The following is a 22,886-nucleotide window of genomic DNA, read 5'->3' on the forward strand; positions in this document are numbered from 1 at the left end:
GGCTACGCGAACCTGGAATCTTCGACGCTCTGTTGACGGCAGTTGTCATTGATGTCTAGCATTCCGCTCATGCCGGTGACGGACGCCACAACGCCGCACGGAGCCCAGGACCCACCGCCGGGCCTCGCGGTCCGCCGCGACGGCGCGGTCGCCGTCGTGACGCTCAACCGGCCGCACAAGCGCAACGCGATCGACGACGCCACCCTGCTGGGGCTCGAGCGGTTCTTCACCGCCCCGCCGCCCGGCGTGCGGGCCGTCGTGCTGACCGGCGACGGCGGGCACTTCAGCGCCGGGCTGGACCTGACCGAGCTGGCCGCCACCGACGTCGTGGCCGGCATCGCCCACTCCCGGATGTGGCACCGCGCGATGGCCGCAGTCGAGTTCGGGGCGGTGCCGGTCGTGTCGGTCCTGCGCGGCGCGGTGATCGGCGGCGGACTGGAGCTCGCGTGCGCCACGCATGTGCGGGTCGCCGAGGCGTCGGCCTTCTACGCCCTGCCCGAAGGGCAGCGCGGCATCTTCGTCGGCGGCGGCGGCTCGGTCCGCCTGCCCCGGCTCATCGGCACCGCCCGCATGGTCGACCTCATGCTGACCGGGCGGGTCTACGACGCGGCCGAGGCGCACGCCGCCGGGCTGACGCAGTACCTGGTCGGCGACGGCGAGGGGCTGCCGACCGCGCTGGACCTGGCCGAGCGCATCGCCGCGGCCGCCCCGCTCACCACGTTCGCGGTGCTGCAGGCCCTGCCGCGCATCGCCGCCGCCGAACCGGCCACCGGGCTCCTGCTGGAGGCGCTGATGAGCGCGGTCGCGCAGGGCAGCGACGAGGCCAAGGACCGGATGCGGGCGTTCCTCGACGGCCGCGCCGCCCGGGTCGCCGCGGCCTCCCCCGCGCCCTCCCCCGCGCCCGGCGGCCCGTCCGGAGCCGTGACATGACCGGCGTCGCCGAGGGCAGCGTGCTGCGCGCCGTCCCACCGGACGCGCGGGCCACGAGCGAGCTCGGCCGGTACCTCGACTGGCTGCGCGAGCGGCGCGGGCTCGACTTCGCCGGCGTGCCCGACCTGTGGCGCTGGTCCGTCACCGACCTGTCCGGCTTCTGGGGCTCGATCTGGGACTTCTTCGGCGTGCGGGCCCACACGCCGCCCCGGGCGGTGCTGGAGTCGGACCGGATGCCCGGCGCCCGCTGGTTCGCCGGGGCGACGCTGAACTACGCCGAGCACGCGGTCGGCCGCGTCCGCGACCCCGGCCAGGTCGCGATCGTGGCGTACTCGCAGACCCGCGAGCCGGTCGAGCTGACCTACGGCGAGCTGGCCGACCGGGTCGGCCGGGCCCGGGCCGGGCTGCGCCAGCTCGGGGTGGGGCGCGGCGACCGGGTGGTGGGTTACCTGCCGAACATCCCGGAGACGGTCGTGGCGATGCTGGCCACGGCGAGCCTCGGCGCGATCTGGGCCGGGTGCGCCCCCGAGTTCGGCGTCCGCAGCGTGGTGGACCGCTTCGCCCAGCTGCGCCCGACGGTGCTGCTCGCGGTGTCCGGGTACCGCTACGGCGACCGCGACATCGACCGGCGCGACGCCGTCGCCGCGGTCCGGGCCGCGCTGCCCACCCTGCGGCACGTGGTGCACGTGCCCTACGGCGCGGACCGGCTGCCCGGCGCCGTGGACTGGAGCGAGCTGCTGGCGGCGGCCGAGCCGCTCGTGTTCGAGCCGGTGCCGTTCGAGCATCCGCTGTTCGTGCTGTTCTCCTCCGGCACCACCGGCAAGCCGAAGGCGATCGTCCACGGGCACGGCGGCATCCTCGTCGAGCACCTCAAGAACCTGGGTCTGAGCTGGGACCTGCGCCCGGGCGACCGGCTGCTGTGGTTCACCTCGACCGCGTGGATGCTGTGGAACACGCTGGTGTCCGGCCTGCTGCTCGGCGCCGGCATCGTGCTCATCGACGGCGACCCGCTGTACCCGGACCTCACCGAGCAGTGGCGCCTCGCCGCGCAGACCCGCGCCACCCTGGTCGGCGCGAGCCCCGGCTACCTCATGGCCTGCCGCAAGCAAGGCATCGAGCCGGCCCGGCGGTTCGACCTCGCCGCCCTGCGCCAGCTCGGGGTCGCCGGCTCACCGCTGCCGGCGGAGGGCTTCGTGTGGGTCCACGAGCAGTTCGGCCCGGACGTGCTGCTCAACGTCGGCAGCGGCGGCACCGACCTGTGCACCGGCATCGTCGCGGGCAGCCCCATGCAGCCGGTGTACGCCGGCGAGATGACCGGCAACCTGCTGGGCGTCGACGGCCGGGCGTTCGACGAGGCCGGCCAGGCGGTCGTCGGCCGCCTCGGCGAGCTGGTCATCACCCGTCCGCTGCCGTCGATGCCGGTCGGCTTCTGGGACGACCCGGACGGCGCCCTCTACCACGCCACCTACTTCGAGCGGTACCCGGGCGTGTGGTGCCACGGTGACTGGATCCGCTACACCGAGCGCGGCAGCTGCGTCATCACCGGCCGCTCCGACGCCACGCTCAACCGCGGCGGGGTGCGGCTGGGCACCGCCGAGTTCTACCGCGTCGTCGAGGAGTTCGCCGAGGTGGAGGACAGCCTTGTCGTACACCTGGAGGACCCCGAGGGCGGCCCCGGCGAGCTGCTGCTCTACGTCGTGCCGGCAGGTGGGGTCACGCTCGACGGCGCGCTGCGCGACCGGCTGAGCACCGCGCTGCGCACGAGCCTGTCGCCGCGGCACGTCCCCGACGCCATCCACGCCGTGCGGGCCGTGCCACGCAGCCGCACCGGCAAGAAGCTCGAGGTACCGGTGAAACGGATCCTGCTCGGCCTGCCGCCGGACGCCGTGGCGAGCCGGGACGCGCTGCTCGACCCGGCCGCCCTGGACCAGTTCGTCCCCGGCGGGCCCGCGGGGAGGGCGGCCTGATGAGCGCCGGGGCGATCCGCCGGGCGGCGGTCATCGGCACCGGCACGATCGGCGCCGGATGGGTGAGCACCCTGCTGGCCCGGGGCGTGGCCGTCGCCGCGTACGACCCGGGGCCGGACAGCGCCGAGCGGCTCACGGCCGCCGTCGCGGGCCACTGGCCGACCATGCGCCTGCTCGGCGCACCGCAGCGGCCGGCCCTCGGCCTGCTGCGGGTGCTCGACGACCCGGCGGCGGCGGTCCACGACGCCGAGTTCGTGCAGGAGAACGGCCCCGAGGACGAATCGCTCAAGCGGGAGCTGATCGCCGAGCTCGACGCGGCCGCACCGGCCGGCGCGGTCATCGCCAGCAGCTCGTCGGGCCTGCCACCCAGCGTTGTGCAGGCCGGCTGCACCCACCACCCCGAACGCGTCCTGGTCGGCCATCCGTTCCATCCGGTACACCTGATCCCGCTGGTCGAGGTGGTCGGCGGGCGCAGCACCAGCGCGGCGTCCACGGCGCGCGCCCTGGCCGTGTACACCTGGCTGGGCAAGCGTCCGATCCACGTGCGGCACGAGGTCGCCGGGCACGTCGCGAACCGGCTGCAGGCGGCGCTGTGGCGGGAGGCGTACTCCCTCGTCGAGCGCGGGACCGCCACCGTCGCCGACATCGACGCCGCGATCGCGCACGGGCCCGGGCTGCGCTGGTCGGTCCTCGGGCCGTTCGTCAACCAGCACCTCTCCGGCGGGGCGGGCGGCCTGAGCCACACCCTGGCCCACCTCGGCCCGCCGATGGTGCAGTGGTGGGCCGACCTCGGCAGCCCGGTGCTCACCGCCGAGCTCAGCGCCGCCCTCGTCGACGGTGTGCGGGCGGAGCTGGGCGATCGGACCGACGCCGACCTGACCGCGGCCCGCGACCGCGTGGTGGTCGGGCTGCTCGCCGCGAAGGCCGCCGAGGAGGCGCTGCCATGACCGGGCCGGAGCGGCGCCGGAGCGCAGCGGAGGTGACGTCATGACCGGACACCAGCCCACGCTGGACCCCGACGCCGTGGACGCCATCGACTTCCACGTCCACGCCGAGCGGGCCGACGACGGGCACGAGAGCCTGCCGGCGCAGCACATGGCGGCGTCTGCGAAGTACTTCAGGACGACCGGCGGGCGGGCCCCCGGCATCGACGAGATCGCCGAGGTGTACCGCTCGCGCCGGCTCGCGGCGGTGCTGTTCACCGTCGACTCCGAGTCGGTGACCGGGCATCCGCCGATCCCCAACGAGCACGTGGCGGCGGCCGCGGCCCGCCACCCCGACGTGCTGATCCCGTTCGCCAGCATCGACCCGCACCGCGGCCCCGCGGGGGTGGCGCTGGCCCGCCGGCTGGTCGCCGAGCACGGGGTCCGCGGGTTCAAGTTCCACCCGAGCCTGCAGGGGTTCGCGCCGGACGACCGGATGGCGTACCCGCTCTACGAGACGATCGCGGAGCTGGGCGTGCCCGCCCTGTTCCACAGCGGGCAGACCGGGATCGGCGCGGGGATGCCCGGCGGCGCCCGGATCCGGCTGGGCTACTCCAACCCGATGCTGCTCGACGGGGTGGCAGCCGACCTGCCGGAGCTGACCGTCGTGCTGGCGCACCCGTCGTTTCCCTGGCAGGACGAGGCGCTCGCGGTGGCCACGCACAAGGCCAACGTGTACATCGACCTGTCGGGCTGGGCCCCGAAGTACTTCCCGCCGCAGCTGGTCACGTACGCCAACGGCCTGCTGCGGCACAAGGTCCTGTTCGGCACCGACTACCCGCTCATCAGCCCGGACCGGTGGCTGGCCGAATTCGCCGAACTGCCTTTCAAGGACGAGGTCCGCCCGCTGATCCTCAAACACAACGCCCTGCGCGTGCTCGGGCTCGCCCCGACGTAAGACACCACTGCTGCGGTCGTCAGAAGGATGTCTCACTGGAGGGACGGCGACGTGCACCTGGAACCTCTCGCGACCGTCCGCGTCGAGCTCGCGCCCGTGCTCGAGGTCGGCGCCACGCCCGGCGGCGAACGGCGGGTGTACCCGATCGTCGGCGGCTCGTTCGCCGGCGCCGCGTTCACCGGCACGGTGCTGCCCGGCGGGGCCGACTGGCAACTGGTGCTGGCCGACGGCACCGCGGTCATCGACACCCGCTACCTGCTGCGCACCGGCGACGGGGCGCTGGTGTACATCCGGACCCGCGGCTTCCGCCACGGCCCGCCCGACGTCCTGGCCCGCCTGGCCGCCGGCGATCCGGTCGACCCGACCGCCTACTACTTCCGCCTGTCCCTGCACTTCGAGACCGCCGCGCCGCAGTACGCATGGCTGGGCCGCACCGTCGCGGTCGCGTCCGCGCGCCGCGAGCCCGCCGCCGTCGTCTACGACGCCTACACGCTGAGCTGACATCGAAAGGGCGCCATGCTGGACGTTCGTGACCTGAGCATCGCGTACCAGGGCAGCATCGCCGCCCTGCGCGGGGTCAGCCTGACGGTGCCGGAAGGTGGCATCGTCGCGCTGGTCGGCAACAACGGCGCGGGCAAGACCACGCTGCTGCGGGCGGTGAGCCAGAACCTGCGCCGGCACCGCGGCCGGATCACCGAGGGGGAGATCCGATTCGACGGCGAGCCGTTGCACGGCGGCGGCCCCGAGGAGTCGTTCCGGCGCGGCATCGTCCAGGTCCCGGAGGGGCGGCGCATCTTCGGCACGCTGACGGTCGAGGAGAACCTGCGCCTCGCGGCCGCGGCCGCCGGCAGGCGCCGGGACCGGGCTGTGATCCAGCGGGTGTACGACCTGTTCCCGGTCCTCGGCGACCGCCGCCGCCAGCGCGGCCTGCTGCTGTCCGGAGGTGAGCAGCAGATGCTCGCCATCGGCCGGGCGCTGGCGGCCGCGCCGCGCCTGCTCATGCTCGACGAGCCGTCCCTCGGCCTGGCCCCGCAGACGGCGGCCCGGGTCATGGCCGCGGTCCGTCAGCTCAACGCCGACGGGATGGCGGTGCTGCTGGTCGAGCAGAACGCGGCGCTCGCGTTGAGCATCGCGCGGCACGCCTACGTGCTGGAGCTCGGCGGGGTGTCGCTGGACGGCCCCGGCGAGCGGCTGCGCGAGGACCCCGAGGTGCGCCGGCTGTACCTCGGCGGCTCGGCGGCGGGCACCGCCGAGCACGACAGCGCCGGACCGATCGACGGCGCCGCGGCACCCGGACCGGCCGCCACCGCGGGGCGCCTCGTGGTGGAGGACCTCGCGGTCAGCTTCGGCGCGGTCGCCGCCCTGTCCGAGGTCGCGCTGACCGTCGAGCCGGGCACCATCCACGCCGTCATCGGGCCCAACGGGGCGGGCAAGTCGACGCTGCTGAACGTGTTGTCGGGGCTGTACCGCCCACGCCGGGGCCGCATCCGCTTCGGCGACACGGAACTGATCGGGCTGCGCCCGCACGCCATCGCCCGCCTCGGCATCGCCCGCTCCTTCCAGAACGTCGCGCTCTCCGGCGGCCAGACGGTCCGCGACAGCCTGCTGCTGGGCTGCCACCTGCGGATGACGGCCGGGCCGGTGCGCACCGGGCTGCGGCTGCCCGGCGCGCGGCGCGAGGAGCGGCGGGAACGTGCCCGGGTCGAGGCCGTCGCCGAGCGCTGCGGCGTCGCCGGCCTGCTCGACCGGCCGGTGGTGCAGCTCGCGTACGGCGACCGCAAACGCGTCGACCTGGCCCGCGCCATGTGCGCCGAGCCGCGCCTGCTGCTCGTCGACGAGCCGGTCGCCGGCCTCAACGCCACCGAGACCGAGGCCGTCGCCGAGCTGATCCGCCGGCTGCGTGACGAGGACGGTGTCACGGTGGTGCTCGTCGAGCACGACATGCCGATGGTGATGCGCCTGGCCGACCGGATCACCGTGCTCGACTTCGGCCGGCGCATCGCCGACGGCCCGCCCGGCCGGATCCAGGACGACCCGGACGTCCTGCGCGCCTACCTGGGGACGGCGGCATGACCGGCCAGCGAAGCGCCTCGGGCCGGTCATCAGGTGACAGGTCCAGGTCAGGCCGACGCCGGAGCGCAGCGGAGGTGGCGGCATGACCCGACTGCTGTCGATCGTGCTCACCGGGCTGTCCACCGGCTCGATCTACGCGCTCGTCGCGCTGGGCTTCGTGCTGCTGTACAAGGCCGCCGGCGTGGTGAACTTCGCGCACGGCTCGCTGCTGCTGCTCGGCGCCTACGTCACCGCACGGACCTGGGAGACGGTCGGCTTCCCCGCCGCCGTCGCCCTCGGCGTGCTGACCGGCGCCGGGGCCGGGCTGGTGGTGCAGCGGCTGCTCGCCGATCCGATGCGCGACGCCGCCCCGGTCGCCCTCGCCATCATGACGATCGGCGTGGACATCGTGCTGGGCACCGAACTCAGCCGCCGGATGGGGCCGGACATCGTGGTGCTCGGCCACCCCTGGGGCGGCGCCGCGGTGCGGCTCGGCGAGGTCGCGGTGCCGGCCAACCGGGTCATCGCGCTCGGCGTCGCGGCGCTCATCATCGCCGCTTTCCTGCTGGCGTTCCGGTTCACCGGCTGGGGCGTGGCGATGCGGGCGGCCGCCGAGGACCCGGAGGCCGCGGCGCTGGTCGGGGTGCGGGTGCGGCGGGTCGTCACGACGAGCTGGGTGCTCGCCGGCGGGCTCGCCGTCGTCGCCGGGATCTTCCTCGCCGGTTCCCCGACGCCCGGCCTGTCCCCCGCTGTCGGCCTCGTCGCACTGCGGGCCCTGCCCGCCGCCATCCTCGGCGGGCTCGACTCGACGACCGGGGCGCTCGTCGGCGGCCTGATCGTCGGCGTCGCGGAGAGCCTCGCCGCCGGCTACCAGGACGAGCTCGCCGTGTTCGGGCGCGGCTCCGGCGAGGTGGTGCCGTACATCGTGATGATCGCGGTCCTGCTGGTCCGGCCGGCGGGCCTGTTCGGCACCCGGGCGGCCGGCCGTGTCTGAGCGCATCCGGGCCACCGCCGGGTGGGTGGCGATCGGGCTGGCGGTCCTCGTCCCGCCGTACTACCTCGACGAGTTCTGGCTCCGGCTCGGCTTCTCGGTCGCCGCCGCGGGCGTCGGCGCGATCGGGCTGACGCTGCTCACCGGTACCGCCGGCCAGCTCTCCCTCGCGCACGCGTTCTTCCTCGGCGTCGGCGCGGTCACGTACTGCGTCCTGGCCGCGCCGAGCGACGGTGATCGCGTCGGCCTCGGCCTGCCGACGCCCGTCGCCGCGGTCGCCGGGGCCGTGCTGGCCGGCCTGGCCGGGCTCGCGTTCTCGCCGATCGCCGCCCGGCTGCGCCACATCTACCTCGGCATCGCCAGCATCGCCCTGGTCCTCATCGGCCAGCACGTGCTCAACGTCGCCGCCCCACTCACCGGCGGCTTCAACGGCCGGCGCACCCCCGGCCTGGTCGGCGACACGGTCACCGTCATCGCCCAGGTCCCGTTCGGCGAGTACGAGAAGCTGTGGTACATCGGCGGGACCGCGCTGGTGCTCGCCGCCGCGTTCGCCCGCAACCTGGTGGCCGGCCGGGTCGGGCGGGCACTGATCCTGGTGCGCGACAGCGAGCCGGCGGCCGCCGCCGTCGGCATCCCCGTCCAGTCGTACAAGGCCCTCGCGTTCGTCCTGTCCTCCATGTACGCCGGGCTCGCCGGCGTGCTCTACGCCGTCGCGATCGGCAGCGTCGCACCCCAGTCCTTCGCGCTCGACGTTTCCGTGCTGTACCTCGTGATGATCGTGATCGGCGGGCTCGGCTCGGTCGGCGGCGCGATCGCCGGCGCCGCCGTCGTCACCGCCCTGCCCGTGCTGCTGCAGGAGTACGCCGCCGACCTGCCCTTCCTCGCCGAACCGGGCAGCGGTGGCATCACCGCCAGCCACGCCGCCCGGTACGCGTTCGGCATCGCCGTCATCGCGGTGGTGCTCGTGCGCGCCCGCGGCCTCAACGGCCTCCGTTTGCGCCAGACACCCCCTGGGAGTATCCATGAACCGAGCCCTCCGCCTGCTCGCCGTCGCGGTGACCATCGGCGTCACCCTGAGCGCGTGCAGCGGGAAAGCCAGCACACCGAGCTCCGGCCCGACCGGTGAGATCAAGACCGACGTCGGGGTCAGCGGCAACCGGATCAGTCTCGGCGTGCTCACCGACCTGACCGGGCAGTTCGCGCCGCTGGCCACCGAGCTGACCAACGCTGAGAAGCTGTACTGGGAGCAGCGCAACGCCGCCGGCGGCGTCTGCGGCGGCCGGTTCCAGGTCGACCTCGACGTGCGCGACCACGGGTACAACGTGCAGACTGCGGTCTCGTTGTACGCGAGCATGAAGACCAAGAGCCTCGTCTTCGAGCAGATCCTCGGCTCGCCGATGAACGCGGCGCTGTCCGCCGACATCCAGAAGGCCGGCATCGTCACGCTGCCGGCCAGCTGGGCGCCGGTGCTGCTGAAGAACCCGCTGATGACCGTCGTCGGCACGACCACCGACCTCGAGGTGGTCAACCTGCTCGACCACCTGCTCGACCAGAAGACGCTCGCCGCCGGCGACGCGATCGGCCACATCTACTTCGAGGGCGAGCTGGGCGAGAGCGGCCTCATCGGCGCCAAGAAGGTCTCGGCCGCGCACAACCTCAAGCTCGTCGAGGCGAAGATCAAGCCGACCGACACCGACATGACCGCGCACGTCACCGCGATGAAGGCGCAGGGCGTCAAGGCGATCGTGCTGTCCACGAGCAGCGGGCCGCTCGCCTCGGCCGCCGCCGTGGCCGCCGCCGAGGGCATGCAGGTGCCGCTGCTGGGCAACACCCAGACGTTCGCCCCCGGCGCGCTGAAGACCCCCGGCGGGGCCTACCTCAAGAGCCACTTCCTCGGTGCGCAGCCGGTCTCCCCGTTCGACCAGCCGGCGTCCAAGGCGGTGCTGGACAAGTACCTCAGCAAGTACCCCGGCACCAACCCGACGCTGCAGATCTCCTACGGCTGGGCGCGCGCCGACGTGATGCGCCAGCTGCTGGAGTCCGCCTGCGCGGCGAAGGACCTCACCCGCCAGGGCCTGGTCAAGGCGCGCCAGTCGCTGACCAAGGTCGACACCGGCGGGCTGGCCGCGGTGCTGGACTACAGCACCGCGGGCGCGCCACCGACCCGTGAGTCGTACCTCATGAAGGCCGCCGACGCGCCCGGCGGCCTGGTCCTGGAGAAGGGCCCGTACCGCGGCGCCGACGCGACCTGACCGGCGCCGTCGCGGCACGCCCGTCCGTCGGACGTCACCGCGCCGCCGCCTGGTCGAGCACCCGGCCGATGCCCTGCGCCGCGACGCGCAGCCCGGCGACCAGGCGGCGGCGGTCGCGGCGCAGCTGCGCCACGACGATCCCCAGCGCCGCCACGACCTCGGTGCCGTGCCGCAGCACGGGCACGGCGACCGAGCTGGCGCCGACCGACATCTCGTCGGCCGTGGTGGCGTAGCCGTCGCGCCGGGCTCGGTCGAGCTGGGTGGCGAGCACGTCGGCGGACACGATCGTGTACGGCGTCACCCGGCGCAGCGAACCGAGCACCTCGGTCACGACGTCGCGCGGCGCGTGGGCGAGCAGCACCTTGCCCACGCCGGTGCAGTGCAGCGGCAGCCGGGTGCCGACGCGGCTGACGATGGGCACCGACTCGCTGCCGCTGAGGCGGTCGAGGTACAGCACCTCGGTCCCGTCCCGCACGGCCAGGTGCACGGTGGCCCGGGTGGCGGCGAAGATGTCGTGCAGAAACGGCGACGCGAGCTCCCGCAGGCCGGTCTGCACCGGGGCGAGCAGCCCGATGCCCCAGATGCGCCGCCCGACCGTGTAGCGGCCGGACCCGTGGCGGTCGAGCGCGCCGAGGCCGACGAGCTCGGCGACGAGCCGATGCGTCGTGGCCAGGGGCAGGGCCGTCCGGCGGGACAGCTCGGACAGGGTGAGGCTGCGGTGCTGTTCGTCGAACGCGCCGAGCACGGCGAACGCGCGCCCGACCACCGAGGCTCCCGGGGTTGACACCCGACCGGCCACCGTCGATTCCCTTCCACTGAGTGGATGATCAGCGTAGACCAAGCCGGTCGGTCGGACCTACGGTCGTTGTCCATGACGCCGACCCTGGAGTCGCAGCGGCAGATCTCCGCCGAGATCGCGGCGCTGCACGCGGCCGACCGTCCGGCCCGGCAGCCGCGGCTGGCCTTCCCGCCGTACCGCAGCTCGATCCTGCGCCATCCGACCAAGGACCTGCGCCCCGCCGACCCCGAGGGCGCCGAGCTCGTGGCGCCGGTCTTCGGCCACTGCGACGTCGACCCGCTCGAGGCGGACCTGACCGTCCAGCACGGCGGGGAGCCGATCGGCGAGCGGATCGTGGTGCAGGGCCGGGTGCTCGACGGCGACGGACGGCCGGTCCGCCGCCAGCTGGTCGAGGTCTGGCAGGCCAACGCCGCCGGCCGCTACCTGCACAGACGCGACCGGCACCCGGCGCCGATGGACCCGAACTTCACCGGCGCCGGTCGCTGCCTGACCGACGACGAGGGCGGCTACCGCTTCGTCACGATCAAGCCCGGCCCGTACCCGTGGCGCAACCACCACAACGCCTGGCGGCCCGCGCACATCCACTTCTCGCTGTTCGGCTCGGAGTTCACCCAACGGCTGGTCACGCAGATGTACTTCCCCGCCGACCCGCTGTTCGCGCTCGACCCGATCGCCCAGTCGATCACCGACCCGCAGGCCCGGCAGCGGCTCGTCGCCGCCTACGACCACGACCTGTCCGAGCCGGAGTGGCTGCTCGGCTACCGCTGGGACGTCGTGCTCACCGGCGCCCACCGCACCCCGGTGGAGGCCGCGTGAACCCGACACCCGGCCAGACGATCGGCCCGTTCTACGGCTACGCGCTGCCCTACGCCCGTGGCCACGAGCTCGTCCCGCCCGGCCACCCGGCCGCGATCCGCCTGCACGGCACGGTCTTCGACGGCGACGGCGCGCCCGTCCCCGACGCGCTGCTGGAGATCCGCCAGGCCGGACCCGACGGGACCGTGCCCACCGTGGACGGCTCGATCCGCCGCGACGGGACCCGTTTCACCGGCTGGGGGCGGTGCGGCACCGACGCGGGCGGGCACTACGCGTTCACCACCGTCGAGCCCGGGCCGGCGGCGCCGTTCTTCGCCGTCGTCATCTTCGCCCGCGGCCTGCTCGACCGGCTCTTCACCCGCGCGTACCTCGCCGCCGACGCCCCGTTCCTGGCCACCCTCGACGCACGGGAGCGGGCCACGCTCGTCGCCGTCCGCGAGCCGGGCGGCGACCGGCGGTTCGACATCCACCTGCAGGGCGAGCGGCAGACGACGTTCCTCACGTTTCCCCGGCACGGGACGCACCGATGAGCCTCCTGCGGCCCGGCAGCCACCGCGTCGCCGCCCTCGTCGACGACGCCGCGGTGGCCGAGGCGATGCTGGCCGTCGAGGCGGCCTGGTCGCGCACCCTGGGCCAGCGCGGCGCCGGCCGGGCGGACCCGACTCCGTCCGACCTGCTCGCGGAGTCCGAAAATGCGGGCAATCCAGTGGTACCGCTCGTCCGCGCGCTGCGCGCAACCGTCGACGACCCCGCCGCCGCGGCCCTGATCCATCGCGGCCTGACGAGCCAGGACGTCCTCGACTCGGCGCTCATGCTCCTGGCCGCCCGGGTCCTGGACCGGGTCCGCGACGACCTGGCCGCCACCGCCGGCGCCCTGGCCGGACACGCGCGGCGGCACCGCGACAGCGTGATGGCCGGGCGCACTCTCACCCAGCACGCGGTCCCGATCACGTTCGGGCTGAAGGCGGCCCAGTGGCTGACCGGCGTGCTCGACGCGCTCGACGCGGTCGCGGCAACCCGCGCCGCACTGCCCGCCCAGTGCGGGGGCGCCGCCGGAACGCTGTCGCTGCTCGCCCGCACCGTGCCCGACCCGTTCGCCACCGCCGCCGTCTTCGCCGCCGAACTCGGCCTCGCCGACCCCGGGCTGCCCTGGCACACCCGCCGCACCCCGGTGACCCGGCTCGGCGACACCCTCGTCACCGTCACCGACGCGCTCGGCGTCATCGCGGCCGGCGTGGCCCTGCTCGCCCGGCCCGAGTTCGGTGAGCTCGAGGAGGGCGGCCCGGAAGGCCGCGGCGGCTCCTCGACGATGCCGCACAAGCACAACCCGGTCCTCAGCGTGCTGATCCGCAGCGCCGCGGCCCAGGCGCCGCTGCTCGCCGCCCAGCTGCACCTGGCCGCCGCCCAGGCCGTCGACGAGCGGCCCGACGGCGCCTGGCACAGCGAGTGGCCCGCCCTGCAGGCGTTGCTGCTCGTCACGGCGACCGCGGCGAGCCAGGCCGCGGAGCTGACCCGCGATCTGCGGGTACACCCGGATGTCATGGCTCGCCGGGCGCATGCCGCCGCCGCGGACCTCCTCGCCGAACGCGGCGATCCACAAGATGCGGACGTCGACGGGTACCTCGGCGTCGCCGGCGCCCTCGTGGACCGCGCCCTCGCCCGCCACGCCGCGACCCTCGACCTCAGGCGACCGCCGATGCGCTCCAGGACCGGCGAAGGAGCCGATGATGACCGATGACGGGATGGCGGTGCGGCGGGAGGTCCTCGGCGACGCCCACGTCGACCGGGCGGTCGCCGCCACCACGCCGTTCACCGCCGACTTCCAGGCGTTCATCACCCGGTACGCGTGGGGCGAGGTCTGGACGCGACCGGGCCTGGACCGCCGCGCCCGCAGCATGATCACGCTGACCGCGCTGATGGCCGGCGGGCACTGGGGCGAGTTCGCGATGCACGTGCGCGCCGCCCGCCGCAACGGCCTGACCCGCGAGGAGATCGCCGAGGTGCTCCTGCACGCGGCGGTCTACTGCGGGGTGCCCGCGGCCAACCACGCGTTCGCCGCGGCCGGCCCTGTACTCGATGAGGAGCTGGCCGGATGACCACGTTTCCCGCCACCGCCCGCGAGGCGGTCGCCGGCGTCGCCAACGGCTCGACCGTCATGCTCGGCGGGTTCGGCGCCGCCGGGCAGCCGGTCGAGCTCATCGAGGCGCTGATCGAGGCCGGGGCCGGCGACCTGACGGTCGTCAACAACAACGCCGGCAACGGCGACCGCGGCCTCGCCGCCCTCATCGCCCTCGGCCGGGTCCGGCGGATCATCTGCTCGTTCCCCCGGCAGCCCGACTCCTGGCACTTCGACCGGCGCTACCGGGCCGGCGAGATCGAGCTGGAGCTCGTGCCGCAGGGCAACCTCGCCGAGCGCATCCGCGCCGCCGGAGCCGGCATCGGCGGCTTCTTCACCCCGACCGGCTACGGCACGCCGCTGGCCGAGGGCAAGGAGACCCGGGTGATCGACGGCCGTGGCTACGTCCTGGAGTACCCGCTGCCGGCCGACTACGCCCTCATCGCCGCGCACACCGCCGACGCGGCCGGCAACCTCGTGTACCGCAAGACGGCGCGCAACTTCGGCCCCATCATGGCCGCCGCCGCCCGGACCACCGTCGTGCAGGTCCGCGCCGTCGTCCCGGTCGGCGGCATCGACCCCGAACACGTGGTCACACCGTCGATCTACGTCGACCGGATCGTCCGGGTGGAGGCACCGTGATCGACACCGACGAACTCGCCGCCCTCGTCGCCGCGGACATCCCGCCGGGCGCCTACGTCAACCTCGGCATCGGCCTGCCGACCCGGGTCGCCGACCACTTCGCCGCCGGCTCCGGGGTGGTGCTGCACACCGAGAACGGCATGCTCGGCATGGGCCCGCAGGCGCACGGCGGCGACGTCGACCCTGACCTCGTCAACGCCGGCAAGGTCCCGGTGACCGAGCTGCCCGGCGCCGCCTACTTCCACCACGCCGACTCGTTCGCCATGATGCGCGGCGGCCACCTCGACTGCTGCGTCCTCGGCGCCTACCAGGTCTCCGCCGCCGGCGACCTCGCCAACTGGCACACCGGCCGCCCCGACGACATCCCGGCCGTCGGCGGCGCGATGGACCTCGCCATCGGCGCCCGCGAGACGTTCGTGATGATGACCCTGTTCGCCAAGGACGGCACCAGCAAGCTCGTCGCGGCCTGCACCTACCCGCTGACCGGTGTACGGTGCGTCAGCCGGATCTACACCGACCACGCCGTGTTCCTGCTGGACCGGGCCGGCGGCGTGCGCGTGCGCGACCTGTTCGGCATCACCCTCGACGAGCTGCGGCGCCGCGTGCCGGTCCGCCTCGACGCAGGCCCCGCATGAGTAGCCCGGAGCGGAGCGGAGGGCTGCGAAGCATGAGCGCAGGGTGGGGCTCAGGCCGGCGCCGGAGCGCAGCGGATGTGACGGCATGAGCGCCACCCGCACCACGGTCGGCATCGTCGGCGCCGGTCCGGCCGGCCTGATGCTCTCGCACCTGCTCGCCCGGGCCGGCGTCGACTCGGTCGCCGTCGACCACCGCACCCGCGCCGAGATCGAGACGACCCACCGGGCCGGCATCCTCGAACGCGACAGCGTCCGGCTCCTCGTCGACGCCGGCGTGTCCGGCCGGGTCCTCACCGACGGCCACGAGCACCGCGGCATCGACCTGCGCTTCGGCGGCGAGAGCCACCGCATCGACTTCCAGGGCCTGGCCGGTGCCTCCACTTGGCTGTACCCGCAGACCGCCGTCTTCGTCGACCTCGCCGACGCCCGCGCCCGCGACGGCGGCGACGTGCGCTTCGGCGTCCGCGACACCGCCGTCGCCGACGTCCTCGACCGCCCCGTCATCCGCTACACCGACGCGGACGGGGCGGCCCACGAGATCCGCTGCGACTACCTCGTCGGCGCCGACGGCTCCCGCAGCATCTGCCGCCACGCCTTCCCGGAGCCGGAGCGCCGGTGGTACTTCCGTGAGTATCCCTACGCCTGGTTCGGCATCCTCTGCCAGGCCCCGCCGAGCGCGGCCGAGCTCATCTACGCCCGCTCGGGCCGGGGGTTCGCCCTCATCAGCCAGCGCACCGCCACCGTCCAGCGCATGTACCTGCAGTGCGACCCGGCCACCGACCCCACCGGCTGGCCCGACGAGCGCATCTGGGCCGAACTGCAGGCCCGCCTGGCCGGTCCGGACGGTTTCCGGCTCAGTGAGGGCCCCATCATCGAGAAGACCGTGCTGCCCTTCCGCAGCTTCGTCCAGGAGCCCATGCGCCGCGGCCGGCTGGTCCTCGCCGGCGACGCCGCCCACACCGTCCCACCGACCGGGGCGAAGGGCCTCAACCTCGCCCTCGCCGACGTCCGCGTCCTGGCCGAGGTCCTGGAACGGGCCGTACACCGGCGCGACCCGGCGCTGCTGGACGACTACAGCGCCCGGGCCCTCGCCCGGGTCTGGCGGGCCCAGCACTTCTCCTACTGGATGACGACCATGCTGCACACCCCGCCGGGGGCCGACCCGTTCGACCTGCGCCGCCAGGAGGGCGAGCTGGCCGCCCTCGTCGCCTCCGAGGCCGGCCGCCGCTACCTCGCCGAGGGCTACACCGGCTGGCCGGCACCGTGACCGTAGTGGACATTCACGGAGCATTGTAAGTTTCAGCCGCATTTGACGCCATCGAGAGACTCCGATAGCTTCGCCGGATTCCTTGGGAAAGCCTTTTCCTGGTGAGGAGAACGCATCATGAAGCGTCGCTGGCGCATGAGCCTGCTCGTCGGAGCGGCGGTGAGCGTGCTGCTTGGCGCGGGCGTCGCCGTCGGCCTGCCCGCCGCCTCGGCCGCCACGGTCGACACCTCGGCCTGGTACGCGATCGTGAACCGGCACAGCGGCAAGGCGATGGACCTGTGGCAGTGGTCCACCGCCGACGGCGCCCCCGTCAACCAGTTCACCCGCAACGACCTCGCCGTGCAGCAGTGGCAGTTCGTGCCCACCGACAACGGCTACTACCAGATCCGATCGCGGCACAGCGGCAAGGTCCTCGAGCTGGCCAACGCCACCGACGGCGCGAACCTCTACCAGCAGAGCGCGGTCGCGGGCAACAACCGCCAGCAGTTCACGCTGAAGGACTCCGCCGGCGGGTACGTGCGGCTGCTCAACCGGCACAGCGGCAAGGCCCTGGACGTGTGGGAGTGGTCCACCGCGGACGGCGGCCGCATCTCGCAGTACACCGACCTCGACGCCGCCAACCAGCAGTGGACGCTGGCCCGCGTCGGCAGCGGCACGCCGAGCACGCCCCCGGCGAGCGGTTGCGGCAGCGGCTCGTTCAACGCCGAGGCCGTGCTCAGCGGCGGCACGTGGACCGCGCGCAACGGCGGCACCACGGCGTACACCGGCACCGACATGCGCGCCGCGGTGCAGGCCGCCGTGAACAGCCTGTCGTCCGGGCGGACCTCGAAGCAGCGCGTCGTGGTGCGCGGCTCCGGGTCGATCAGCGCCGGATCGCGGATCTCGCTGCCCAGCTACACCACAATCGACGTCTGCGGCACGATCAACGTCACCGGGAGCGGCTCCGGGGACCAGGCGCCCATCTACTCGCGCGGCACCACCGACGTCGAGGTCCAGCACCTGAACGTGACCGGCGCCCCGCTGTACGGCATCTTCATGCGCAACGTCACCAACGTCGTGCTCGGCCAGATCGACATGCGCCTGTCCGGCGGGCTCGGCGTCCGCATCGACAACCGGGGCGACACGAGCCAGTGGACGCGCAACGTCCGCATCGACACGGTGTACGTGTCGGGCGCGGGATCGCACGCGGTGGAGACGTACGGTGTGGACGGCATCACCATCGGCACCGTGACCGCGCGCAACGTCGGCGAGTCCGGCCTGCTGCTCAACCAGACGATCAACGCCACCGTCGGCACCGTCGACGCGGAGAACGCCGGCACCGGCACCGGCTACGCCGCGTTCCGCATGGCCAACCGCAACGGACGCATCGGCAGCTCGTACCCCACCAACATCCGCGTCGGCACCGTGCGCGCCCGGGGCGGCGGCCGGGGCATCTTCTGCGTCTCCGAGAGCGGCGGAGCCGTCATCGACCGGGTCGACATCGCCAACACCGGCAACAACGCCGTCCTGATCGAGAACTGCTACAACGTCAGCCTCGCCACGAACGGCGGCACGATCAGCGGCGGCGGCGAGGTCCGCCTCGCCGAACGCACCGAGTTCCCCGGCAACGCCGACATCACCCTGCGCAACTTCACGCTCGTCAACAACCGCATCGTGGAGAACCCGTGCGCCGACCGGCTCACGATCTCCAACGTCGCGCTGAACAACTCGACGATCTCCCGCTGCTGATCCGCGCATCTCGGCGTGCCGCCGCAGCAGGTCGTTCAAGGATCATGCGACACAGCGAAACAGCCGTTGACCCGGGCTCATGCTCTGGCCAACGGCTGTTTGGCTTGTCGGGAAGACGGGATTCGAGCCCATGCCCCCGGCGGGTGCGATAGCCCGGTTCACCGTGAACGCCCGCTTCAAGGTGTTGCCCAACGGGTGTCTGCGCCTGCCGAAGGTCGGCGACGTGGAGGTGCGCTGGTCGCGGGATCTGCCCGCCGAACCGACATCGGTCACGGTGGTCAAGGACGCGGCCGGGCGGTATTTCGCCTCGTTCGTCGTACAGGCCGGGGGTGCTCCGCTCCCGCCATCGGACTCGGAGATCGGGATCGACCTGGGGCTGACGCACTTCGCGATCCGTTCCGACGGCTCGAAGATCGTCGCACCGCAGTTCCTGCGTAAGGCGGCACGCAGGCTGCGCAAGCTGCAGAAGTCGTTGAGCCGCAAGGAGTGCGGCTCGAACAACCGCAGAAAGGCCGTCGTCAAGGTCGCCAAAGCCCACGCCAAGGTGGCCGACACCCGCAGGGACTGGCTGCACAAGCTGTCCACGACGATCGTCCGCGACAACCAAGCGGTGTACGTCGAGGAGCTGTGCGTGGCTGGTCTGGGCAGGACCCGGCTGGCGAAGTCGGTACACGACGCGGGGTGGGCGACGTTCACCGCGATGCTGGAGTACAAGGCGGCCCGTGCCGGGCGCACGTTCGGCAAGGTCGACCGGTTCTTGCCGTCGACCCGCATGTGCTCGGACTGCGGGCAGCTCGGCGACAAGCAGCCGCTCAACGTCCGGTCGTGGACCTGCCCCTGCGGGGCCACCCACGACCGCGACGTGAACGCAGCGAGAAACATCCTGGCCGCCGGACGGGCGGACAGCAACGACCGTGGAGCGCAGGTAAGACCGGGACCCGTCCCGGCGCAGCGCCGCGAAGCGGTAACCCGCCGGGAGCTTGCCCCCGCGGGGGCGTAGCAGACCGGAATCTCCCTGCTTCAGCTGGGGGAGGACGTCAAAGCAGGCGTTTGAGCAGCGCCCAGGCGCCGAGCGTGAGCAGGGCGGTCGCGGCGACGAGGAAGATGAGGGACTCGGTGAGCTGCAGGCGCCAGAACTGGCCGTCGGGGTGGAACGAGGCGCTGATGGTGGCGATCTGCTGGCGGCTGAGGCAGGTTTCGATGGTGCCGTCGGTGCTCTTGCAGGACGACGGATCGAAGTCGACGGCGGTGCCGGCGGCGTTGTAGTAGGCCGAGCCCACGCGCCAGGCGTCGTCGGGGACGAGGCTGCGACCGCTCTGCGAGCCGATGGCGTTGCCCTCGGCGACCGTGCCGCGGCGCTCGACCGGGTCGGTGTAGTTGGGTCGGGCCACGGCGGCGACACCGATGAGCAGTAGCAGGTAGCAGGCGATGGTGAGCGCCATGGCGGCGACCGTGTTGCGCCAGAGCAGGCCGGCGGTGGCGCCGACGGCGATCGCGAGCAGGGTGTACGCGGTGACCACGATGCCCTGCGTCTCGAAGCCCGGCGTGGTCATGCGGCCGTGGGCGACGAAGCTCAGCGGACGCAGGCTCCAGGTGGCGACGAGCCCGAGCAGCGCGGTGCCGGCGAGGACCGGCACGGCCGCGATGAGCAGCTTCGTCGACCACCAGCGGATCCGGCCGACCGACTGGGTGAGCGCGAAGATGTGGGTGCCCTGCTCGAACTCCCGCGCGAAGAGCGGCGCGCCGGCGAACATGCCGAGCAGGACCGGCAGGCACAGCAGCACGAGCGGGAGGACCGCCACGTAACTCTTGTACCGCCCGGCGAACGCGTCCATCGCCGAGGTGCTGCACCTGCCGTCGTCGATGTCGACGCAGCCGCTGATCCCGTGGTCGGCCATGTAGGTGACGGCGTCGAAGCGGAAGTAGACGAGCACGCCCGTGACCACGGCGATGAGGGCGATGCTGAGCAGCACCTGCATGCGCTGCTGCCGCCATGCGATCCAGGTCATGCGACCGCCACCTCCGGGCTGCGGGACGAGCGGGACGGTGACGCGGAGCGCAGGTATGCCATCGCGAGTTCTTCCAGGGTCGGTTCGAGCTGTTCCCAGCCGGTCGTGGCGGTCCAGCCGCCGTTGCGGACGAGGAGGGTCTCCTGCCGGCCGGTGGCACGGGCCTCGATCACCGCCCCGGCGGGCAGCCCGTGGCCCTCGGCGCGGCGCGGGCCGATCAGCAGCCGGTGGTTGGCGAGCAGGTCCTCGACGTCGCCGGCGAGGTGGACCCGGCCGCCGGCGAGGAGGATCAGGTGGTCGCACACGCCTTCCATGTCGGCGAGCACGTGCGAGGAGAGCAGCACGGTCATGCCGGTCTCGGCCACCTCGGCCATCACCGCCTGCATGACCTCCTCGCGGGCGAGGGGGTCGAGGTCGGCGAGCGGCTCGTCCAGCATGAGCAGCTGCGGGCGGCGGCCGAGGGCGAGCGCGAGGGCTACCCGGGTGCGCTGCCCGCCGGACAGCGTGCTGATGCGTGCCGCCGGGTTGACGCCCGCGTCCTGCACGAGCCGGTGCGCATACGCGTGGTCCCAGCGCGGGTTGAGCGCCCGGCCCGCGTGCAGCATCTCGTCGACGGTGAACCTGCGGTACAGCGGCTTGTCCTGCGCGAGGAACGCCAGCTTGGAGTCCGTCCCGCCGGTGCCCGGGGTGTTGCCGAGCACCTCGACGGCGCCCTCGCTGGGGCGCAGCAGGCCGGTGGACAGCGCCATCAGCGTGCTTTTGCCGGCGCCGTTGGGCCCGACCAGCGCGGAGACCCGGCCCAGTGGCAGCTCGAACGTGCAGTTGCGCAGCGCCCAGCCCCGGCGGTACCGCTTGCCGAGGTCGCGCGCCGCCAATGCGACGTGACCCGTGTCGGTGCCCAATGTGCCTGCTCCCTCATGTGTCGATGACCAGCAGTGCGGTGGTCAGTGGTGCGATGGTCAGTAGTGCGTGTCGAGCACGGACTTGAACAGCGCCTCGACGTCCTCACGCTCCAGCCCCGCGGCCTTCGCCGCCTGGAGCCAGCCGTCAAGGTCGCCACGCAGCGGCCCGTCGGCCTGGGTGCCCGCGCTGGCAAGCGAGCGCCGCACGAATGTGCCCAGCCCCGGTCGCGGCTCGACGAGCCCTTCGCGTTCGAGCTCCCGGTATGCCTTCAGCACGGTGTTCGGGTTGATCGCGGTGGCCGCGACGACCTCTTTGGCCGTCGGGAGACGATCACCGGGCTGCAGCAGCCCGAGCCGGAGCGCGTGCTTGGTCTGATGGACCAGCTGCAGATATGTCGCCACACCCGAGCGCCGGTCGATGCGGAACTCGATCACTCCAGACTGCTTTCACTAATTAGTTAGTGAAGCCAGTTTGGGCGGCGGTACCCGGAGCTGTCAAGACGACGCGCCGGTCCGGCCGCCTCGGCGGGGGTTGCCAGCCGTGCAGCCGGACCTGCTGCCCGGCGAACAGCCAGAGCAGGTCGGGCATCCTGTACCGGCCGCCGCCGGCCACCTCCAGCAGGTGCGCCTCGACGAGCCGCTCGATCGCCCCGTCGGCGTCCGCGGCGGTGAGCCCCAGCCGCTCCGCCACCAGTTGCGACTCGACCTCCGGGCCCGACAGGGTCCCCATGAGGTGAAACGCACCGAGCGCCGCACCGGCGACGCGACCGGTGCAGGCGGTCAGGTCGCGATAGCTCATCGCGAGACTCGCTGCGACCTCGACGTCGTCGACCCGCAGCTCGTCGAGGCGGGCCCGCTCGTCCCGCAGCCGCTCCACCAGCCCGGCCACCGGCCAGTCGGGGCGGACCGCCAGCCGCGCGGCGGCGACCCGTAACGCGAGCGGCAGGTATCCGCACAGCTGCGCGAGCCGCGCGACCGCGGCGGGCTCGCCCCGCACCCGGTCGGCACCGAGCAGGCGCTCCAGCATCCACATCGCCCCCGCCGGCGACAGCGAGCCGACCGCGACGTGCGCCGAGCCCTCCAGCGAGGTCATCCGGTGCCGCGACGTCACCATCACCGTGCTGCCGGCTCCGAGCGGGACGAGGTGCCGCACCTGCGCCGCCGACGCCGCGTTGTCCAGCAGTACCAGGAACGACCGGCCCGCCACGACCGTGCGCAGCAGCGCGGCGGCCTCGTCGGCGGTCTCCGGGACGCCGGCGCCGCTCACCCCGAGCCCACGCAGCAGCCGGGCGACGATCTCCCGCGGCGGCAGCGGACGGGCGTCGGCCGCCGAACCTCGCAGGTTGACGTAGAGCTGCCCGTCGGCGAACCGCTCGGCGGCGTGCCGCGCGGCATGCAGCGCCAGCGCCGACTTGCCGCCGCCGGGCGTACCGCTGATCACGATCACCCTGGTCTGCGGGGCATCCGGCGCCAGCATCCGGCGCAGTTGCTCCAGCTCCGCCTCCCGTCCGGCGAGCGCGGTCGCCGCGGGCGGAAGCTGGCGGGGTGCGGAATCGCCCGGGAGCTCGGCCGCACCGCCCAGCGCGAGCTTCGCGCGGGCCTCCAGCCACGGGTCCGGATCGTGGCCGCAGGCCCGCACGATGCCGTCGACGACCTCCTCCCGCGGCAGGCTGGCCCGCCCCAGCGCCGCGGCGACGGTGCTGCGCGGCAGTTGCGCGCCCTGGCGGCGGGCGCGCAGCTCCAGTTGCCGGTAGGTGAGGCCGGACCACTCCTTCAGATGCCGCAACAGCCCGACGAACTCGCTCTCCGTCCGGGCCCGGCACGGCTCCGGCACTCCATGCTTCATCGATACGCTCCCCGCAGCGCAGTTGAACTCAAGAAGCCGGCCGACTGTCCTCA

23 protein-coding genes and 2 pseudogenes are annotated in these 22,886 nt (G+C 73.5%); 20 read left to right on the forward strand and 5 right to left on the reverse strand.

The features are described 5' to 3' along the window. Positions 1-69: 69 nt before the first annotated feature. The 11 genes and pseudogenes from AB0H83_RS37735 (at position 70) to AB0H83_RS37785 (ending at position 10,073) form a co-directional block, all read left to right on the forward strand. Positions 70-930 (forward strand): crotonase/enoyl-CoA hydratase family protein, encoded by an 861-nt coding sequence (locus AB0H83_RS37735; protein WP_360103676.1) that lies wholly within the window; start codon positions 70-72, stop codon positions 928-930. Next, positions 927-2,897, forward strand: coding sequence for an acetoacetate--CoA ligase (locus AB0H83_RS37740; RefSeq protein WP_360103678.1), 1,971 nt, complete (start codon positions 927-929; stop codon positions 2,895-2,897). The genes AB0H83_RS37735 and AB0H83_RS37740 overlap by 4 nt, the downstream gene beginning before the upstream one ends. After that, positions 2,897-3,844, forward strand: a complete 948-nt coding sequence (locus tag AB0H83_RS37745; protein WP_360103680.1) for a 3-hydroxyacyl-CoA dehydrogenase NAD-binding domain-containing protein — start codon at positions 2,897-2,899, stop codon at positions 3,842-3,844. The genes AB0H83_RS37740 and AB0H83_RS37745 overlap by 1 nt, the downstream gene beginning before the upstream one ends. Positions 3,845-3,884: 40 nt before the next feature. Next, positions 3,885-4,778 (forward strand): amidohydrolase family protein, encoded by an 894-nt coding sequence (locus AB0H83_RS37750; RefSeq protein WP_360103682.1) that lies wholly within the window; start codon positions 3,885-3,887, stop codon positions 4,776-4,778. A 51-nt stretch (positions 4,779-4,829) separates the two neighbouring features. Then, positions 4,830-5,279, forward strand: coding sequence for a DUF3237 domain-containing protein (locus tag AB0H83_RS37755; RefSeq protein WP_360103684.1), 450 nt, complete (start codon positions 4,830-4,832; stop codon positions 5,277-5,279). 15 nt (positions 5,280-5,294) lie between these two features. Further along, positions 5,295-6,008: pseudogene (locus AB0H83_RS37760) on the forward strand (ABC transporter ATP-binding protein); the annotation flags it as partial. A 147-nt stretch (positions 6,009-6,155) separates the two neighbouring features. After that, a pseudogene (locus AB0H83_RS37765) lies at positions 6,156-6,614 on the forward strand (ATP-binding cassette domain-containing protein); the annotation flags it as partial. A 117-nt stretch (positions 6,615-6,731) separates the two neighbouring features. Beyond that, the gene (locus tag AB0H83_RS37770) at positions 6,732-6,851 is read left to right on the forward strand and encodes a hypothetical protein (protein ID WP_360103837.1); all 120 of its coding nucleotides are present in this window, start codon (positions 6,732-6,734) and stop codon (positions 6,849-6,851) included. An 82-nt stretch (positions 6,852-6,933) separates the two neighbouring features. After that, positions 6,934-7,824 carry a branched-chain amino acid ABC transporter permease gene (locus AB0H83_RS37775; protein ID WP_360103686.1) on the forward strand — a complete coding sequence of 297 codons (891 nt, stop codon included), beginning with the start codon at positions 6,934-6,936 and terminating at the stop codon, positions 7,822-7,824. Then, the gene (locus AB0H83_RS37780) at positions 7,817-8,947 is read left to right on the forward strand and encodes a branched-chain amino acid ABC transporter permease (RefSeq protein ID WP_360103688.1); all 1,131 of its coding nucleotides are present in this window, start codon (positions 7,817-7,819) and stop codon (positions 8,945-8,947) included. Before AB0H83_RS37775 ends, AB0H83_RS37780 begins: the two co-directional genes overlap by 8 nt. Then, positions 8,844-10,073, forward strand: a complete 1,230-nt coding sequence (locus tag AB0H83_RS37785) for an ABC transporter substrate-binding protein (protein WP_360103690.1) — start codon at positions 8,844-8,846, stop codon at positions 10,071-10,073. Before AB0H83_RS37780 ends, AB0H83_RS37785 begins: the two co-directional genes overlap by 104 nt. A 34-nt stretch (positions 10,074-10,107) precedes the next feature. Here the strand turns inward: AB0H83_RS37785 and AB0H83_RS37790 are convergent, their stop codons facing one another. Further along, entirely contained in the window at positions 10,108-10,860 is a 753-nt protein-coding gene (locus AB0H83_RS37790; protein ID WP_360103692.1) for an IclR family transcriptional regulator, read from the reverse strand. 84 nt (positions 10,861-10,944) lie between these two features. Here AB0H83_RS37790 and pcaH point away from each other — a divergent pair, with 84 nt between their 5' ends. From pcaH to AB0H83_RS37835, 9 genes are all read left to right on the forward strand, one after another. After that, on the forward strand, positions 10,945-11,688 hold the full coding sequence (pcaH, locus tag AB0H83_RS37795; protein WP_360103694.1) for a protocatechuate 3,4-dioxygenase subunit beta: 744 nt from the start codon (positions 10,945-10,947) through the stop codon (positions 11,686-11,688). Next, the gene (pcaG, locus tag AB0H83_RS37800) at positions 11,685-12,218 is read left to right on the forward strand and encodes a protocatechuate 3,4-dioxygenase subunit alpha (protein ID WP_360103696.1); all 534 of its coding nucleotides are present in this window, start codon (positions 11,685-11,687) and stop codon (positions 12,216-12,218) included. Before pcaH ends, pcaG begins: the two co-directional genes overlap by 4 nt. Continuing rightward, complete coding sequence (locus AB0H83_RS37805) at positions 12,215-13,426, forward strand: lyase family protein (protein WP_360103699.1); 1,212 nt, start codon at positions 12,215-12,217, stop codon at positions 13,424-13,426. Before pcaG ends, AB0H83_RS37805 begins: the two co-directional genes overlap by 4 nt. Next, positions 13,416-13,784, forward strand: a complete 369-nt coding sequence (pcaC, locus tag AB0H83_RS37810) for a 4-carboxymuconolactone decarboxylase (RefSeq protein WP_360103701.1) — start codon at positions 13,416-13,418, stop codon at positions 13,782-13,784. The genes AB0H83_RS37805 and pcaC overlap by 11 nt, the downstream gene beginning before the upstream one ends. After that, complete coding sequence (locus AB0H83_RS37815; RefSeq protein ID WP_360103704.1) at positions 13,781-14,446, forward strand: 3-oxoacid CoA-transferase subunit A; 666 nt, start codon at positions 13,781-13,783, stop codon at positions 14,444-14,446. The genes pcaC and AB0H83_RS37815 overlap by 4 nt, the downstream gene beginning before the upstream one ends. Continuing rightward, the gene (locus AB0H83_RS37820) at positions 14,443-15,081 is read left to right on the forward strand and encodes a 3-oxoacid CoA-transferase subunit B (protein WP_360103707.1); all 639 of its coding nucleotides are present in this window, start codon (positions 14,443-14,445) and stop codon (positions 15,079-15,081) included. Before AB0H83_RS37815 ends, AB0H83_RS37820 begins: the two co-directional genes overlap by 4 nt. Positions 15,082-15,166: 85 nt before the next feature. After that, positions 15,167-16,348, forward strand: coding sequence for a 4-hydroxybenzoate 3-monooxygenase (locus AB0H83_RS37825; RefSeq protein ID WP_360103709.1), 1,182 nt, complete (start codon positions 15,167-15,169; stop codon positions 16,346-16,348). Between the two features lie 117 nt (positions 16,349-16,465). Next, positions 16,466-18,076 (forward strand): RICIN domain-containing protein, encoded by a 1,611-nt coding sequence (locus AB0H83_RS37830; protein WP_360103712.1) that lies wholly within the window; start codon positions 16,466-16,468, stop codon positions 18,074-18,076. Between the two features lie 163 nt (positions 18,077-18,239). Continuing rightward, positions 18,240-19,076, forward strand: coding sequence for a transposase (locus AB0H83_RS37835; RefSeq protein WP_360103715.1), 837 nt, complete (start codon positions 18,240-18,242; stop codon positions 19,074-19,076). 37 nt (positions 19,077-19,113) lie between these two features. On the opposite strand, the gene AB0H83_RS37840 is transcribed toward AB0H83_RS37835, so the two are convergent. From AB0H83_RS37840 to AB0H83_RS37855, 4 genes are read right to left on the reverse strand one after another with little or no spacing between them, the layout of a single operon-like run. After that, positions 19,114-20,085, reverse strand: a complete 972-nt coding sequence (locus AB0H83_RS37840) for a hypothetical protein (RefSeq protein WP_360103718.1) — start codon at positions 20,083-20,085, stop codon at positions 19,114-19,116. Then, positions 20,082-20,987 carry an ABC transporter ATP-binding protein gene (locus AB0H83_RS37845; protein WP_360103721.1) on the reverse strand — a complete coding sequence of 302 codons (906 nt, stop codon included), beginning with the start codon at positions 20,985-20,987 and terminating at the stop codon, positions 20,082-20,084. Before AB0H83_RS37845 ends, AB0H83_RS37840 begins: the two co-directional genes overlap by 4 nt. 57 nt (positions 20,988-21,044) lie before the next feature. Further along, positions 21,045-21,422, reverse strand: a complete 378-nt coding sequence (locus AB0H83_RS37850; RefSeq protein ID WP_360103724.1) for a GntR family transcriptional regulator — start codon at positions 21,420-21,422, stop codon at positions 21,045-21,047. Positions 21,423-21,441: 19 nt separating this feature from the next. Beyond that, on the reverse strand, positions 21,442-22,833 hold the full coding sequence (locus AB0H83_RS37855) for an AAA family ATPase (RefSeq protein ID WP_360103727.1): 1,392 nt from the start codon (positions 22,831-22,833) through the stop codon (positions 21,442-21,444). Positions 22,834-22,886: the final 53 nt, after the last annotated feature.

The sequence above is a fragment of the Dactylosporangium sp. NPDC050688 genome (assembly GCF_040654515.1).
GTDB lineage: Bacteria > Actinomycetota > Actinomycetes > Mycobacteriales > Micromonosporaceae > Dactylosporangium.

Bases quoted from the DNA above. Each gene is read 5' to 3' on its own strand.
- AB0H83_RS37825 (WP_360103709.1), top strand. From the start codon at position 15,167: ATGAGCGCCACCCGCACCACGGTCGGCATCGTCGGCGCCGGTCCGGCC.
- AB0H83_RS37855 (WP_360103727.1), bottom strand. From the start codon at position 22,833: ATGAAGCATGGAGTGCCGGAGCCGTGCCGGGCCCGGACGGAGAGCGAG.
- pcaH (WP_360103694.1), top strand. From the start codon at position 10,945: ATGACGCCGACCCTGGAGTCGCAGCGGCAGATCTCCGCCGAGATCGCG.
- AB0H83_RS37815 (WP_360103704.1), top strand. From the start codon at position 13,781: ATGACCACGTTTCCCGCCACCGCCCGCGAGGCGGTCGCCGGCGTCGCC.
- AB0H83_RS37770 (WP_360103837.1), top strand. From the start codon at position 6,732: ATGCGCCTGGCCGACCGGATCACCGTGCTCGACTTCGGCCGGCGCATC.
- AB0H83_RS37805 (WP_360103699.1), top strand. From the start codon at position 12,215: ATGAGCCTCCTGCGGCCCGGCAGCCACCGCGTCGCCGCCCTCGTCGAC.
- AB0H83_RS37750 (WP_360103682.1), top strand. From the start codon at position 3,885: ATGACCGGACACCAGCCCACGCTGGACCCCGACGCCGTGGACGCCATC.
- AB0H83_RS37775 (WP_360103686.1), top strand. From the start codon at position 6,934: ATGACCCGACTGCTGTCGATCGTGCTCACCGGGCTGTCCACCGGCTCG.
- AB0H83_RS37735 (WP_360103676.1), top strand. From the start codon at position 70: ATGCCGGTGACGGACGCCACAACGCCGCACGGAGCCCAGGACCCACCG.
- AB0H83_RS37745 (WP_360103680.1), top strand. From the start codon at position 2,897: ATGAGCGCCGGGGCGATCCGCCGGGCGGCGGTCATCGGCACCGGCACG.
- AB0H83_RS37785 (WP_360103690.1), top strand. From the start codon at position 8,844: ATGAACCGAGCCCTCCGCCTGCTCGCCGTCGCGGTGACCATCGGCGTC.
- AB0H83_RS37740 (WP_360103678.1), top strand. From the start codon at position 927: ATGACCGGCGTCGCCGAGGGCAGCGTGCTGCGCGCCGTCCCACCGGAC.
- AB0H83_RS37840 (WP_360103718.1), bottom strand. From the start codon at position 20,085: ATGACCTGGATCGCATGGCGGCAGCAGCGCATGCAGGTGCTGCTCAGC.
- AB0H83_RS37830 (WP_360103712.1), top strand. From the start codon at position 16,466: ATGAAGCGTCGCTGGCGCATGAGCCTGCTCGTCGGAGCGGCGGTGAGC.
- pcaC (WP_360103701.1), top strand. From the start codon at position 13,416: ATGACCGATGACGGGATGGCGGTGCGGCGGGAGGTCCTCGGCGACGCC.